General features: G+C 70.6%; 14 protein-coding genes. 5 read left to right on the top strand and 9 right to left on the bottom strand.

The features are described 5' to 3' along the window. Window positions 1-35 precede the first annotated feature (35 nt). Window positions 36-320: a DUF2530 domain-containing protein gene (locus ABZT02_RS30285; RefSeq protein WP_356023011.1), complete on the bottom strand. Its 285-nt coding sequence runs from the start codon at window positions 318-320 to the stop codon at window positions 36-38. A 112-nt stretch (window positions 321-432) separates the two neighbouring features. On the opposite strand from ABZT02_RS30285, the gene ABZT02_RS30280 reads away from it, so the two are divergent. After that, window positions 433-1827 carry an NCS2 family permease gene (locus ABZT02_RS30280; RefSeq protein WP_356023009.1) on the top strand — a complete coding sequence of 465 codons (1395 nt, stop codon included), beginning with the start codon at window positions 433-435 and terminating at the stop codon, window positions 1825-1827. 22 nt (window positions 1828-1849) lie between these two features. Here ABZT02_RS30280 and ABZT02_RS30275 read toward each other — a convergent pair whose 3' ends face one another. Continuing rightward, on the bottom strand, window positions 1850-2032 hold the full coding sequence (locus ABZT02_RS30275) for a ribbon-helix-helix protein, CopG family (protein WP_148008990.1): 183 nt from the start codon (window positions 2030-2032) through the stop codon (window positions 1850-1852). Between the two features lie 134 nt (window positions 2033-2166). Further along, complete coding sequence (locus ABZT02_RS30270; RefSeq protein WP_356023005.1) at window positions 2167-3333, bottom strand: RICIN domain-containing protein; 1167 nt, start codon at window positions 3331-3333, stop codon at window positions 2167-2169. A 272-nt stretch (window positions 3334-3605) separates the two neighbouring features. Here ABZT02_RS30270 and ABZT02_RS30265 point away from each other — a divergent pair, with 272 nt between their 5' ends. Together ABZT02_RS30265 and ABZT02_RS30260 are read left to right on the top strand one after the other, a co-directional pair. Then, window positions 3606-4043: a MarR family transcriptional regulator gene (locus ABZT02_RS30265; protein ID WP_356023003.1), complete on the top strand. Its 438-nt coding sequence runs from the start codon at window positions 3606-3608 to the stop codon at window positions 4041-4043. Window positions 4044-4140: 97 nt separating this feature from the next. Beyond that, window positions 4141-5415, top strand: a complete 1275-nt coding sequence (locus ABZT02_RS30260) for an MFS transporter (protein ID WP_356023000.1) — start codon at window positions 4141-4143, stop codon at window positions 5413-5415. Between the two features lie 9 nt (window positions 5416-5424). On the opposite strand, the gene ABZT02_RS30255 is transcribed toward ABZT02_RS30260, so the two are convergent. After that, window positions 5425-5955 carry a GNAT family N-acetyltransferase gene (locus tag ABZT02_RS30255; protein WP_356022998.1) on the bottom strand — a complete coding sequence of 177 codons (531 nt, stop codon included), beginning with the start codon at window positions 5953-5955 and terminating at the stop codon, window positions 5425-5427. Window positions 5956-5981: 26 nt separating this feature from the next. Here ABZT02_RS30255 and thpR point away from each other — a divergent pair, with 26 nt between their 5' ends. After that, window positions 5982-6554: an RNA 2',3'-cyclic phosphodiesterase gene (gene thpR, locus ABZT02_RS30250; RefSeq protein WP_356022996.1), complete on the top strand. Its 573-nt coding sequence runs from the start codon at window positions 5982-5984 to the stop codon at window positions 6552-6554. A 199-nt stretch (window positions 6555-6753) separates the two neighbouring features. Here thpR and ABZT02_RS30245 read toward each other — a convergent pair whose 3' ends face one another. Continuing rightward, window positions 6754-7746 (bottom strand): aldo/keto reductase, encoded by a 993-nt coding sequence (locus ABZT02_RS30245; protein ID WP_356023404.1) that lies wholly within the window; start codon window positions 7744-7746, stop codon window positions 6754-6756. A 133-nt stretch (window positions 7747-7879) separates the two neighbouring features. On the opposite strand from ABZT02_RS30245, the gene ABZT02_RS30240 reads away from it, so the two are divergent. Continuing rightward, window positions 7880-9472, top strand: a complete 1593-nt coding sequence (locus tag ABZT02_RS30240; protein WP_356023402.1) for an amidase — start codon at window positions 7880-7882, stop codon at window positions 9470-9472. A gap of 12 nt (window positions 9473-9484) precedes the next feature. Here ABZT02_RS30240 and ABZT02_RS30235 read toward each other — a convergent pair whose 3' ends face one another. The 4 genes from ABZT02_RS30235 to ABZT02_RS30220 all read right to left on the bottom strand — a co-directional run bounded on the left by ABZT02_RS30235 (window position 9485) and on the right by ABZT02_RS30220 (window position 12304). Continuing rightward, complete coding sequence (locus ABZT02_RS30235) at window positions 9485-10405, bottom strand: RNA polymerase sigma-70 factor (RefSeq protein WP_356022993.1); 921 nt, start codon at window positions 10403-10405, stop codon at window positions 9485-9487. A 24-nt stretch (window positions 10406-10429) separates the two neighbouring features. Continuing rightward, on the bottom strand, window positions 10430-10813 hold the full coding sequence (locus tag ABZT02_RS30230; protein WP_356022991.1) for a DoxX family protein: 384 nt from the start codon (window positions 10811-10813) through the stop codon (window positions 10430-10432). A 73-nt stretch (window positions 10814-10886) separates the two neighbouring features. Continuing rightward, window positions 10887-11516 (bottom strand): 1,4-alpha-glucan branching protein, encoded by a 630-nt coding sequence (locus ABZT02_RS30225; RefSeq protein ID WP_356022989.1) that lies wholly within the window; start codon window positions 11514-11516, stop codon window positions 10887-10889. 50 nt (window positions 11517-11566) lie between these two features. After that, window positions 11567-12304: a helix-turn-helix domain-containing protein gene (locus tag ABZT02_RS30220; RefSeq protein ID WP_356022986.1), complete on the bottom strand. Its 738-nt coding sequence runs from the start codon at window positions 12302-12304 to the stop codon at window positions 11567-11569. Window positions 12305-12617 lie beyond the last annotated feature (313 nt).

The following is a 12617-nucleotide window of genomic DNA, read 5'->3' as shown; positions in this document are numbered from 1 at the left end:
GGGGCGAGTGATGCCGTGGTACTAGGGGGTGTTCGTCACTCGGGTGCAGGGCCGGCGGCCGAGTCCGTGCCGGTCGCCTTCCTGATCGCCGCGTCCCGCTTGCGCACGTACCAGGTGCCGTACAGCCCGAGCACGCCCCCGGCCAGGCAGGTCCACAGCCACCAGGTGTGGTCGTGGTCCGAGAACCAGCCGTAGAAGGGCAGCTGCACGAGGAAGAGCACGAACCAGAGGATCGTGCCACCGGTGACGGTGGCGACCACGGGGCCCTCCAGGGGCTCCGGAGCCTCGTGCTTGATGGGTCCCGAAAAAAAGCCGGCCATGGGGGACAGCTTACGAGGCGATCACATCTACGCGCGGAGATGGCCCCGCCGAACTTATACGTTCATACTGAAACAGTTTGTGCCTGTCCACTTCTGCTCGTAGGAACATCCAATGCCGACCGCCCTCGACCGCTACTTCAAGATCTCCGAGCGGGGCAGCAGCCTGCCGCGCGAGATCCGGGGCGGCTTCGCCACATTCTTCGCGATGGCCTACATCATCGTGCTGAACCCGATCATCCTCGGCAGCGCCAAGGACATGTACGGCCATCACCTGGACAACGGCCAGCTGGTCACCGCGACCGCCGTCACCGCGGCCTTCACCACGCTCCTCATGGGCGTGGTCGGCAACGTCCCGATCGCCCTGGCCGCCGGGCTCGGCGTGAACTCCGTCGTCGCGCTCCAGCTCGCGCCCCGGATGTCCTGGCCGGACGCGATGGGCATGGTGGTCCTGGCGGGCTTCATCGTGATGCTGCTGGTCGCCACCGGCCTGCGCGAGCGGGTGATGAACGCGGTGCCCTTCGGGCTGCGCAAGGCGATCTCCATCGGTATCGGCCTGTTCATCATGCTGATCGGGCTCGTCGACTCCGGCTTCGTCTCGCGCATCCCGGACGTCGCCCAGACCACCGTCCCGCTCCAGCTCGGCGCCGACGGCCACCTCAACGGCTGGCCCGTCCTGGTGTTCATCCTGGGCGCCCTGCTCACCCTCGCGCTCATCGTCCGCAAGGTCTCCGGCGCGATCCTGATCTCGATCGTCACGATGACGGTCGTGGCGATGATCATCGAGGCCGTCGCCAAGGTCCCCTCCTGGGGGCTCACGGCCCCGAAATGGCCCGGCAACCCGGTCGCCACCCCCGACTTCGGCCTGCTCGGCAAGGTCAGCCTCTTCGGCGGCTTCGACAAGGTCGGCGTGCTGACCGGCATCCTCTTCGTCTTCACGGTCCTGCTGTCGTGCTTCTTCGACGCGATGGGCACGATCATGGGCGTCTCCGACGAGGCCAAGCTCACCGACGCCCAGGGCCAGATGCCCGGCATCAACAAGGTCCTCTTCGTGGACGGCCTCGCGGTCGCCGCGGGCGGTGCGAGTTCGTCGTCGGCGACGACGGCGTTCGTGGAGTCCACCGCCGGCGTCGGCGAGGGCGCCCGCACCGGTTTCGCGAACGTGGTCACCGGCGGGCTCTTCGCGATCGCGCTGTTCCTCACGCCCGTCGCCACGATGGTCCCGTCCCAGGCCGCCACCCCCGCGCTGCTCGCGGTCGGCTTCATGATCCTGGCCAACTCGGTCCGGGACATCGACTGGGCCGACTGGACCATCGCGATCCCGGCCTTCGTCACCATGGTGATGATGCCGTTCACCTACTCCATCACCAACGGCATCGGCATGGGCTTCATCACCTTCGTGGTGCTGCGCTTGGCGGCGGGGCGGGGCCGGGAGGTTCCGGTTCCGATGTATGTCGTGGCCGCGGTGTTCGGCTTCTACTACCTGATGCCGGCACTGGGCCTGACGTGAGCCGCCCTCACGTGTCCAGCCCTCACGTGACCCCGTAGAACTTCTCGGTCTCGTCGACGGCGGTCTGGAACCGCTCGTCGAAGTCGTCCCGGATGAGCGTTCGGACCACATAGTCCTGGACGCTCATCCCCCTTTTGGCCGCATGGTCCCGGAGCCGATCGAGCAGCTCCCCGTCTATCCGCAGGCTGAGCACGCTGGTCCCCATGGAGACGAGGGTCGGTCGTCCGCGGGGGGCAGCGTTCACTTTCCGCACCCGGCTCACTCGTTCGGGTGAAGATCCGGTTTCGCTGCCCGCCGGGGCGGGGAGCCTGCGCCTTCGCAGACCGGGGCGCCCCCCCGCTACCAGGTCCACCTCTGGTCATTGTTCGCCGAGCACGTCCACTGAATGGCCTTGGTGCCGATGTCGGGGTTGGAGGCCGGGATGGCGAGGCACTTGTCGCTGTTCAGGTTCCGCAGCCGGTCGAGGCTGTCGTGGATCCAGACCTGCTCCTTGCCGCCGTTGCAGGTCCACTGGATGGCCTGGGTGCCGTCGGCGACCGAGGCGCCCGGCATGGCGAGGCACCGGCCGCTGTTGGCGTTCTTGACGACGTAGCGGTCGCCGTTCCCGCCCGCGACCGGCGTCAGGTGCCACTTCTGTTCGGCGCCGCCGTTGCAGGTCCACTGGATCAGACCGGTGCCGTTCTCCGTGTCGGCCCGGGGCACGGCCAGGCACTTCGCTGTCCCCTTGTTGTTCAGGGGGCGGGCGGCGGTGACGGCGGTGTCGATCCAGGAGGCCAGTCCGTCGACACGGGCCGCGACGCCGCCGGTGCGTGTCTCGGCCGCGTCCGTGCCGTAGCAACCGCCCTGGTACGAGCGGCTGGTGAGGGCCACCAGCCGGTCGGTTCCGTTGGTCGTGCGCACTACCGGGCCGCCGGTGTCACCGGCGCACGCGGCCACCCCGTCCACGCCGGTGACCGTGGCCGTGTTCGCGTCCGAGGCGTCCACCGAGAGCGTGCCGGTGTGCAGTTTCAGGGGCGCCCACTCGGTCCTGGTGCGTCCGAACCCGGCGAACGCCAGCTTCTCGCCGGTGGTGGGCTCCCCCGTGGCCAGGGCGATGGGGGTGACGTTGGTGACCGCCTGGTTCAGCCGGGCCAGGATCACGTCGCGGCCGGTGGTGCTGGGCACCAGCTCGACGACCTGGCGCACCGCGCCCGCGCCGGTGGTGAGGTCGGAGCGGCCGATGGTCGCGGTGGTCGGCGACGCCGGCCTGCCCGCGGGGACGGCGAGGCTGGTGGCCGGGTCGTCGGCGAAGCAGCTCGCGCCGGTGAGCAGCCACTGGGGGGCGACCAGGACACCGGAGCAGCCGCGGTCGTGGTCGCCGACGACGACCTGCGCGGTGTAGCCGAACGTGGTGTCGGCGACGGGAGTGCCAGTGACGGCGGGCGCCGGTACGGCGGACCACGCGGTCGGAACCGCTGCCAGGAGCACGGCCAGCGCGGCGAGACGTAGCTGTCTGAGGTGTCGCAAGGCGGGATTCCTCGGGCTGGAGAGTGGAGGTCGCGGACGGGACGCGGCACGACGAGCGGAAGGAACATGCTGATGTAACCCTGTGCTCCCGACGCTGTCCACCGCGTGAAATCTCCTAAATGGGGCGGCAGTTGAGGTTCCGGTGTGAGGTGGATCACGGCCGTCGAAGGTTGTGCAGGATCGGATGACGAATGCGTGACGAGTGGCCCGCGTCACGGGAATCCCCGTGCGCGCCAGCTTGTTTAGCCAGAGTAATGAGTTACGCTAAAGAGATGCCGGACCTAACCCATGGCGACGACGCTGCCGCCGTGAACTCCCTGCGATCAGCCGTGATGCGACTGTCCCGTCGGCTCAAGCACCAGCGGGTCGACGAGTCGCTCAGCCCCACCGAGATGTCGGTGCTGGGCACCCTCTCCCTCTGCGGCAAGGCCACCCCGGGGGAGCTCGCCCGCAAGGAGCACGTCCAGCCGCCGTCGATGACCCGCATCGTGGCGCTCCTTGAGGCCAAGGGGCTCGTCCGGCTGGAGCCGCACCCCGAGGACCGGCGCCAGAAGGTCGTCACGAAGACCGAGCAGGCCGAGGCCATGCTCGCGGAGTCCCGCGCCAAGCGGAACGCCTTCCTGGCCACCCTGGTCGACAACCTCGACGAGGACGAGTGGGCGAAACTGCGCGCCGCCGCCCCCGTGCTGGAGAAACTCGCACACCTGTAAGCCGCGAAGAGGAGGCGAACGCACTTTGAGTACGGGACCCGGAGCACCTTCCGTCCCCGCACCGATCCCTTCTACCTCTGTGTCCCGCAAGTCATCCATGTTCAGCTCGCTGAAGGTCAGGAACTACCGCCTGTTCTTCCTCGGCCAGGTCGTCTCGAACATCGGCACCTGGATGCAGCGCATCGCCCAGGACTGGCTGGTGCTCAGCCTCACCGGCTCCGCCACCGCCGTCGGCGTCACGACCGCCCTGCAGTTCCTGCCGATGCTGCTCTTCGGCCTCTACGGCGGTGTCCTCGTCGACCGGCTGTCCAAGCGCCGCGCGCTGCTGTTCACGCAGTCCGCGATGGGCCTCACCGGCCTCGCGCTCGCCGTCCTCACCCTGACCGGCCACGTCCAGGTCTGGCACGTCTATCTCGCCGCCTTCGCCGCCGGTCTCGCGACGGTCGTCGACAACCCGGCCCGCCAGTCGTTCGTCTCCGAGATGGTCGGCCCGGACCAGCTCCAGAACGCGGTCAGCCTGAACTCCGCGAACTTCCAGTCGGCCCGGCTGATCGGCCCCGCCGTCGCGGGCGTCATGATCACCGGCGTGGGCACCGGCTGGGCGTTCCTCGCCAACGGCCTGTCCTTCGTCGCCCCGCTCGTCGGTCTGCTGATGATGCGGGCGCGTGAGCTGCATGTCGTCGAGCGCGCCCCGCGCGGCAAGGGACAGCTGCGGGAGGGCCTGCACTACGTGGCCGGACGGCCGGACTTGATCTGGACCATCGTCCTGGTCGGGTTCGTGTCCACCTTCGGCTTCAACTTCCCCGTCTACCTCTCCGCCTTCGCCGACGACGTCTTCCACGCGGGCGCGGGCTCCTACAGCCTCTTCAACACGGTGATGGCCGTCGGCTCCCTGGCCGGCGCCCTGCTCGCGGCCCGGCGCGGCACCGCCAGGATGCGGGTGCTGGTCGTGGGCGCGGTGGCCTTCGGCACGCTGGAGATCGTGGCCGCGATCGCCCCGTCGCTGTGGCTGTTCGCCCTGCTCATGGCCCCGATCGGGATGTTCGGGATGACGGTCAACGTCACCGCGAACACCAGCGTCCAGATGGGCACCGACCCGGCCATGCGAGGCCGCGTGATGGCCCTGTACATGATGGTGTTCATGGGCGGCTCCCCGATCGGCGCGCCGATCGCCGGCTGGATCACCGACGCGTACGGCGTCCGCGCCGGCCTCGCGGTGGGCGGCGCGATCGCCGCGGCTGCGGCCGCGACGATCGGCCTGGTCCTGGCCCGCGTCGGCAACCTGCGCCTGTCGGTCGGCTGGAACCGCGGTCACCCGCACGTCCGGTTCGTGCCGCGCGAGGCGCGGGAGCAGCTGGCCGCGGCGGCGTGAGCGCTACGGCTACGGCCGTACCCGCATGGCCAGAACCTGGCCCGGCCAGTCGTTGTTCGCCCCGGCGGTGTACGTGTCCGTCGGGGTGAAGCCGTTCGCCTCGTAGTAGGCGACCAGCTTGCGGTCGTCGCCCGCGTAGCAGTCCACCCGCAGCAGGGCGACGCCCGCGCGCCGGGTCTCCTCGGCGGCGTGCGCGAGGAGGGCGCTGCCGACGCCGTGGCCCTTGAAGCGGCGGTCGGAGGCGAGCCAGTGGATGTACCGCTCGGGTTCGCCGGGCGGCGGGAGATGCGCCAGGTAGGCGCCGGGCGCGTCGGTGATCGTGAGGGTCGCGGCCGGGGCACCGTCGGCCTCGGCGATGAACACCCTGCCCTCGTCGATGTACCGGGCGACGGACTCCACGGTCCTCGGGCTCCCCGACAGCGGCGTCGTCCCCCACTGACCGGGACGGCCCTGCGCGACCAGCCACTTCACGCAGCTGTCGAGCATGCCGAGGATCACGGGTATGTCGTCGGGTCCGCCGTCCCTGATGCTGATCTCCATGCCCTCATGGTGACAGGCTGGCCCTCATGAGACTCTTCGCCGCGGTGCTGCCTCCGCCGGATGTCACCGAGGAACTCCTCGCCGTGGTCGCCGAGTTGAGGAAGCTGCCCGGCGCGGAGGGGCTGCGCTGGACCGGCGTCCCCGGCTGGCACTTCACGCTCGCCTTCTACGGCGAGGTCGACGAGGCCGTCGTACCGGAACTGTCGGCGCGGCTGGAGCGGGCGGCCCGGCGGACCCCGTGCTTCCCGCTGGCCCTGCGCGGTGGCGGGCAGTTCGGGCACGGGCGGGCGGTGTGGGCGGGCGCCTCCGGCGAGCTGGCGGTGCTGCGGCTGCTGGCCGAGCGGGCGGAGGCGGCGGGGCGGAAGGCGGGCGTGGAGATGGGGGAGCACCGGCGCTACAAGGCCCACCTGACCGTGGCGCGGAGTCGGGAGGCGGTGGACGTGCGGCCGTGTCTGGAGGTGCTCGACGGGTTCACGAGTCGTACGTGGACGGTGGCCGAGCTGGCGCTGGTGCGGAGCAATCTGCCGCGGTCCGGGGTGCCGGGGGAGCAGCCCCGCTATGAGGTGGTCGGCCGCTGGGCGCTGGGCGGGGCCGGTTAGGCTCGATGCGTGGACCCGAAGACCCGGAACCGGATCATGGCCGGTGTGCTCGTGATGATGTTCGTCGTTGTTGCTCTTGCTGCGGCGCTTGGTAGGTAAGGGGAGCTGTGGCCGGTTGTCGGCTGCTGCGCCGTTGTGGCTGGTCGCGCCCGCGGGGCGGAGCCCCACATCGACTCCGCCCCGCGCCCCTGAAGGGGCGCTACCAGGCGAAGGCCTCCGGAGACGGACCCGGGCCGGGGAAGATCTCGTCCAGGCCCGCCAGGACCTCCTCACTCAGGTCCAGCTCGACGGCCCGGATCGCCGACTCCAGCTGCTCCGCCGTACGCGGGCCGACGATCGGCCCCGTGACGCCGGGGCGGGTCAGCAGCCACGCCAGGGCCGCCTCGCCGGGCTCCAGGCCGTGCTTCTCCAGCAGGTCCTCGTACGACTGGATCTGGGCCCGCTTGGCCGGGTCGGCCAGGGTGTCGGCGGCCCGGCCGGAGGCGCGGCGGCCGCCCTTGGCCTCCTTCTTGATGACCCCGCCGAGCAGACCGCCGTGCAGCGGGGACCAGGGGATCACGCCGAGGCCGTACTCCTGGGCGGCCGGGATGACCTCCATCTCGGCGCGGCGCTCGGCGAGGTTGTAGAGGCACTGCTCGCTGACGAGCCCGATGGTGCCGCCCCGCCTCGCGGCGATCTCGTTGGCCTGGGCGATCTTGTAGCCGGGGAAGTTGGAGGACCCGACGTACAGGATCTTGCCCTGCTGGACGAGGGTGTCGATCGCCTGCCAGATCTCCTCGAAGGGAGTGGCGCGGTCGACGTGGTGGAACTGGTAGATGTCGATGTAGTCCGTCTGGAGCCGCTTGAGCGAGGCGTCGACGGCACGGCGGATGTTCACCGCCGACAGCTTGTCGTGGTTGGGCCACGCCTCGCCGTCCGCGGCCATGTTGCCGTAGACCTTCGTGGCGAGGACGACCTTGTCGCGGTGGGCGGCGCTCTTCGCGAACCAGTTGCCGATGATCTCCTCGGTACGGCCCTTGTTCTCGCCCCAGCCGTAGACGTTGGCGGTGTCGAAGTAGTTGATTCCCGCGTCGAGAGCCGAGTCCATGATGGCGTGCGAGTCGGCCTCGTCGGTCTGCGGGCCGAAGTTCATGGTGCCGAGGACGAGTCGGCTGACCTTGAGTCCGGTGCGTCCGAGCTGCGTGTACTTCATGGTGGTCAAGCCAACGCCTTGGAGTGGACTCAAGGCAAGCACCGGCTTCGGGGGGATTGCTCCCCTGCGGAACCGGGGGACAGCCGGAGGGAGTTGGGGCGGATTCGTCTCTAGCGTGCAGTGCATGACACGCATGGAGCAAATCCGCGCGACCCGGCGGAACGTGCTGGCGCTCGGCACCGCGGCGGCGGCCACACCCTGGCTGGGCACCGCCCCGGCCCGGGCCGGCACCGCCGGCGGGGAGTTCGACGAGCTGGGCATCACCGAACTGCGCGCGCTCATGGAGCGCGGGCGCCTCGACGCGGAACGGCTCACCCGCTACTACCTGGAGCGGATCGAGCGCATCGATCCCATGCTGCACGCGGTGATCGAGGTCAACCCCGACGCGCTGCGGGAGGCGCGGCGGCTCGACGCGGGCGGACGCCCCCGTAGCCCGCTGCACGGCATGCCCGTCCTGCTGAAAGACCTGGTCGAGACCGCCGACCGGATGCACACCACGGCCGGCTCGCTGGCCCTGGAGGGGCTGCGGCCCGCGCGGGACGCCACGGTCGCCGCCCGGCTCCGGGCCGCCGGAGCCGTCATCCTCGGCAAGACCAACCTCAGCGAGTGGGCGGGCGGCCTCTCCCTCACCCACCACGCCGGGTGGAGCGCGCGCGGCGGCCAGACCCGCAACCCGTACAAGCTCGACCGCTCACCCAACGAGTCCAGCTCCGGCACCGGCGTCGCCGTCGCGGCCAACCTGTGTGTCGCCGGCATCGGCACCGAGACCAACGGCTCGATCATCGACCCGTCGTCGGCGAACTGTGTCGTCGGCGTCAAACCGACCGTCGGACTGGTCGGCCGGGGCGGAATGATCCCCGGCGTGCCGAGCCAGGACAGCGTCGGTCCGATGGCCCGCACGGTCCGGGACGCGGCGATCATGCTCGGCACGCTGGTCGGGGTCGACGGCAGGGACCCGGCGACGACGGCGAGCCGGGGACACGTCCACCGCGACTACACCCGGTTCCTGGACGCGGACGGGCTGCGCGGGGCACGTGTCGGCGTCCCGCGGACCGTGTACTTCGGCTACAGCGACCACGCCGACGACATCGCGGAACGGGCGATCGAGGTGCTGCGCGCGGCCGGGGCGGTGATCGTCGACCCCGCGGACATCCCCACGGCCGAGCAGCTGGAGGACCTGCCCGGCTCGATGGTCGTCCAGGCCTACGAGTTCAAGCGCGCCCTGAACACGTACCTGGCCGCGGCCGGTGGCGAACACCCCCGCGACCTCGGGGAGTTGATCGCCTTCAACCGCGCGCACGCGGACCGTGAGCTGCGTTACGCACGGCAGGACGGGCTGGAGGCGGTGGAGCGGCTGGACTTCTCGCGGCGGGAGTACGAGGAGGCGCTGGCCGTGAACCGTCGGCTGTCGCGGGCGGAAGGGATCGACGCGGTGTTGCGCCGACACCGCCTCGACGCCCTCGTCATGCCGACCACCGGCCCTCCGGCCAAGATCGACCTGATCCGGGGGGACTCGTACGGCGGCGGCGCGTCCACGCCCGCGGCGATTGCCGGGTATCCCGCCGTGAGCGTGCCGGCGGGGTTCGCGTTCGGGTTGCCGGTCGGGCTGACGTTCATGGGGACGGCATGGAGTGAGCCGGTGCTGCTGCGGCTCGCGTACGCGTACGAGCGGGCGAGCCGGGTCCGGCGGGTGCCGACGTATCGCGGGGCGGATGTGGGGTTCTGACGCGGGGTCGGGTCATCGCGCGGGGCGCCTCGACCGGATCTCCCGGTCGATCGCCCACGCGTCCGCCACCGGGCCCAGGTGCGCGAGTTTGTCGGGGTTGACGACCGTGCGGATCGTCCGGACCCGGCCGTCGACGATGTCGAGGGTCAGGGTGTGCAGGACCCTGCCGTCACGGTCGTAGAAGATCGCGCCCGGTTGGCCGTTGAGGTCGTGCGGTGCGAAGGTCACCTCGACGCGGGACATCCGCGGGAAGACCGAGCCGAGCAGCCGGGCCACGTTCGACGCGCCGACGACCGCGCGGGCCAGCTGCGGTGCCTTGCCACCGCCGTCGCCGACCATCGAGACGTCGGCGGCGAGCAGTCCCTGGAGGCCGTCGACGTCGCCCTCTCGCAGGGCGTCGAAGAACCGGGACGCGAGTTCCGCCCGCTCCTCCCGGTCCGCCTCGAAGCGGGGGCGGCCCGCCGCCATGTGGCGCCGGGCCCGGGAGGCGAGTTGGCGGCAGGCCTGTTCGGAGCGGCCCACCGCGGACGCGACCTCGGGGAAGCCGAAGTCGAAGACCTCCCTCAGGACGAACACCGCGCGCTCCAGCGGGCTGAGCCGCTCCAGGAGCAGCAGGGCCGCCATCGACACCGAGTCGGCGAGTTCGGCCGCCCGCTCGGGGTCGTCGTAGGGGTCGTCGAGGAGCGGTTCGGGGAGCCAGTCGCCGACGTACTGCTCGCGGCGGACGCGCGCCGAGCGCAGTACGTCGATCGCGATCCGGGTCACCGTGGTCGAGAGGTAGGCCTTCACGGACCGGGGTTCGGTGTCGGTGGACTCGTAGCGCAGCCAGGTCTCCTGGACCGCGTCCTCGGCCTCGCCGACACTGCCGAGGATGCGGTAGGCGATCGAGAACAGCAGCGGTCGTAGTGCCTGGAACTCCTCGGTCCTGCTCATCCCTGTTTCCTCGGTGGTCGTGGGTCAGCCGGTGAAGGACTCGGGGCCGAAGCGGCCCCACGCGATGAACACCGCGAGGGCCAGGTAGGCCAGGTTCAGCGCGACGAGTGCCGACTCGCCGCGGCGGCCGTGGGTGATCATCGCGCCGATCATCAGGAGGATCCAGCAGACGGCGGTCACGGGGACCAGCACCGGTGCGATGTCGAGCGCGGCGGACAGGACCAGGCCCGCCGCGGCGAGGACTTCGAGGACGCCCAGGCCCTTGACGAAGGCCGTACTGGCGTCCCCGGTCCAGCCGCCGCCGTGGGCCGCTGCCAGCGTCTGCCTGGGAACGAAGATCTTGGTGATGCCGGCGGCCAGGGCCAAGGTGCCCAGCAGTCCGGCGGCGATCCACAGCGCGAGGTTCATCGTCCACTCCTTGATCGAGGCTTGCCTGCACCTCTCGGGACGAGACAGCCGCCTCCGCTGTGACATCCCCTTGTCAGGGGGTGTGCAGGCTCGCGAAGACGACTCGGGCGCGGGTGCCGTCCGGCGCGTCCCAGGCGCCGGAGACGTGGCCTGCCGCGCCCTCGGGGGCCGTGGCTCGAACGTGCCGGTGCAGACGGAGGACCGTGCCGCCCGGGAGGGACAGAGCGGTGCCGTCCCGGTCGTCGGTGACCTCGGCGGGGCCGGTGGGCAGGCCGGGGCCGGTGTAGGCGTGGGTGACCTCGTGGTCGGGGGTGTCGCTGATGCTCTGGGCCATGGCCCGGGCACGGCCCTCGAACAGGGCGAGGAGTTCGGCGCGCAGCACCGGGTCGTGACTGCCGTCGTAGGCCCAGCGGGTGCCCAGGACGCCGTGTTCCATGGTGCCGACGAGCGCGTGTTCGGCGCCGGGGAGCGGGGCGGCGCGGTAGGTGAGGGGGGTCGGATAGGCGACGGGCTCGGGGCCGGAGGAGTCGACGGCCACCATGAACTCGATCCCGACCTCACCCTCCGGATCGTCCAGCCGGAACCCGCCGGCCTTGGCCAACTCCGGTGTGCCGGACCCGGCGTACCACGGGCGGGTGGGCAGCCAGGTGGTGAGCAGTTCCAGCTTGGTGGGCTTGAGCGTGGTGTTGTGGATGATCGCCATGCGGCGGATTGTGTCAGTCAGTCGCGGGGGAACTCATCAGTTGAGCGAACTCAGTCCGTGCCGTCGGGAGCCTGCTCGGGCTGGGTGTAGAGGACATCGCGGGCCTGGTCCGCGGCGCGGATGATGCTCTCGGAGACGAAGTCGAGGAAGCGGGCGATGTTCTCGAGACGGACGGCGGCCGGCGTGCCGGAACCGAGGACGCCCACACCCTGGCGCGCGGTCTCGGCGAGCTGGGTGGTGCCGCGGGCGCTGGCGACCATGGACTGGTACCAGACGTCGTTGTCGGCGACATAGCGCTCACGGCGGCTGTCGTCGCGTTCCCGGCGCACCAGGTCCTGGCTCTCCAGGAAGCTGATGGCCTTGGAGATGGAGGCAGGGCTGACCTGGAGGCGCTGGACGAGCTCGGCGGCGGTCAGACTGCCGGTGTCGCTGGTGTAGAGGCAGGTCAGCACCCTCGCCATCATCTTGGGCGCGCCCGTCTGCATGAGGACGGTGGTGAACGTCTCCTCGTACTCGCGCACCGCCTCGGGGTCGCGCCCGTGGGCCGCTTCGGGCGCCGCCTGCGTCCCTCGGGGTGTGGCCTGGCGGCGGCGGTGGGCCCGGCGTTCGCTGGCGCGGTGGGCGAGGTCGGCGCGGTAGGCGGTGGGGCCGCCGTTGCGCATGACCTCGCGGGTGATGGTCGAGGTGGGGCGCTCGAGGCGGCGGGCGATCTCCGCGTAGGCGAGGCCGTCGGCCACTCCCAGCGCGATCTGCTGACGCTCCTGCTGGGTGAGCCTGCCTCCCGGCATCGCGGTCTCCTTCGTGGTTCCTGGTGTCCGCAGCATAGCGTTCACTTCGGATCTGTTGCAACGGACCGGTGGCTGGCGTTGCGTTGATTTCCGATTCGTTGCAATGAAATCACTGCATCTACCTGCTGTGATAGCAGTTATGTGCAACGAGTCTCTTGCTCGGATAGTGAATGCAACGTAGCTTTTCGTTCATCGGAAACAGCGACGAACGCAGGAGCACCTGATGCAGAAGTTCGACACCCCCGCCCCCGTCACCGCCGTCATCGACCTGCCCGCCGGGCGCGTCCAGGTCATCGCCGCCGACCGTGCCGAC

Source organism: Streptomyces sp. NPDC005402, from assembly GCF_040606575.1.
In the GTDB taxonomy this organism is placed as follows: domain Bacteria; phylum Actinomycetota; class Actinomycetes; order Streptomycetales; family Streptomycetaceae; genus Streptomyces.
This window is presented reverse-complemented; position numbering and strand designations above follow the sequence as displayed.